Source organism: Shewanella litoralis (assembly GCF_009828585.1).
Classification (GTDB): Bacteria; Pseudomonadota; Gammaproteobacteria; order Enterobacterales; family Shewanellaceae; genus Shewanella; species Shewanella litoralis.
Map to the genome: position 1 here is coordinate 1 of NZ_WSRZ01000059.1, position 1,492 is coordinate 1,492.

Genomic DNA, 1,492 nt, shown 5'->3' on the forward strand with positions numbered 1-1,492 from the left:
CTAGTACCGTTTCAATTTAATTTTGATCGATTGAGCTACCATTCCAGCGGTAGCTCATCGGGCTTTATTAACACCTTCAAAGAACGACTTTCTCTCGGGGTTCGGCTGATCAATTCGTCTGTTTCTAACTTCAAAATTGTCTGATGAACCGTAGGTGCTGAAACACCAAAGTACTTCTGGATATCTGCCTGAGCTGGCGGATAACCGTTCACTTTGCTGTAATAATAAATAAAAGCGAGGTATTGGCCTTGCTTCACGCTAAATGCTGGATTAATTTTTTTCTCTGTGGGGATCGACATTCTCAAGGCTTTGTGATCAATTATCGTCTTTGATAGTTGAGAGTATCATGCCATGAATATCACTTACCTTGTAGAGTTGACCCAGGAAGAAATACACACCTTAAAGACTTTACTAAGTAAAGGCATGCACAATGCTCGCTTGTTGAAACGAGCCAATATTCTGTTGCTTGCAAACGAACATAAACACAGTGATAAAAACATCGTTGAGCTACTTAATACCAGTACCTCAACGATTTACCGAACAAAAAAACGGTTCGTTGAAGACGGATTCGATGCTGCACTCTCTGAAGGGAAACGAACAGGGCAACCCAAATTACTCTCTGCCAATGAAGATGCTAAATTGATCAGCATTGCTTGTAGCGAGCCACCAGATGGCCGCGCTCGCTGGACATTAGCGCTCATCGCAGACAAATTAATTACGCTGACAGAACTAGAAAGCATATCGCTAGAAACGGTCCGTCAAAGACTGAAACACAATGAATTAAAACCATGGCAAAAGAAGATGTGGTGTATTGGCGAGTTAAACAGCGACTTCATTGCGCAGATGGAGGAGGTGCTGGAAATTTATGCAATGCCTGCAGATGAAAAACATCCTGTAGTTAACTTTGATGAAGCAATGAAACAACTCGTGTCACATGTAAAACCACCAAAATTAGCTTCACCAGGGCACTTAGCTAAAGATGATTACGAATACCGGCGTGAAGATGTGGCCAATATCTATCTGATGTACGACAGGCACCGAGGCTGGCGGCATGCTAAAGCAACTGCAACCAAAACACGAGAGGACTTTGCAGCGTGTATGCGGGATTTGGTTGATATTCATTATCCTAATGCGGATAAAATTCACGTGGTTTTAGACAACTATATAACGCACACCGCCGGTTCTTTATACAAAGCTTATCGAGCAGAAGAAGCTAGACGTATCTTGAAGAAAATTGAATTTCACTACACCCCAAAACATGCCAGTTGGTTGAATATGGTAGAAATTGAGATTGGCGTGATGAACAGACAATGTTTGGATAGACGAATCGCCACTTGGGATGATCTACGACTTTCGCTTACGGCTTGGGAAAACGGCAGAAATAGCGAGCATGCACGTATTAAGTGGATGTTTGATGTAGATAACGCTCGGTTGAAACTCAACCGAGCTTATAAACTTTTAAACAGTCAGAATTAAATGGAATTAGTACTAG

At 42.0% G+C, this 1,492-nt stretch carries 2 protein-coding genes; one reads left to right on the top strand and one right to left on the bottom strand.

The window, feature by feature from the left end; genetic code table 11:
• Positions 1-35: 35 nt before the first annotated feature.
• Positions 36-299 carry a LexA family protein gene (locus GQA99_RS20055; RefSeq protein WP_189386266.1) on the bottom strand — a complete coding sequence of 88 codons (264 nt, stop codon included), beginning with the start codon at positions 297-299 and terminating at the stop codon, positions 36-38.
• A 52-nt stretch (positions 300-351) separates the two neighbouring features.
• Between GQA99_RS20055 and GQA99_RS20060 the strand changes: the two genes are divergently transcribed.
• Positions 352-1,476, top strand: a complete 1,125-nt coding sequence (locus GQA99_RS20060) for an IS630 family transposase (protein ID WP_160056979.1) — start codon at positions 352-354, stop codon at positions 1,474-1,476.
• Positions 1,477-1,492 lie beyond the last annotated feature (16 nt).

Excerpts from the sequence above, each read along its gene's own strand:
- GQA99_RS20055 (WP_189386266.1), bottom strand. The coding sequence starts at position 299 with ATGTCGATCCCCACAGAGAAAAAAATTAATCCAGCATTTAGCGTGAAG.
- GQA99_RS20060 (WP_160056979.1), top strand. The coding sequence starts at position 352 with ATGAATATCACTTACCTTGTAGAGTTGACCCAGGAAGAAATACACACC.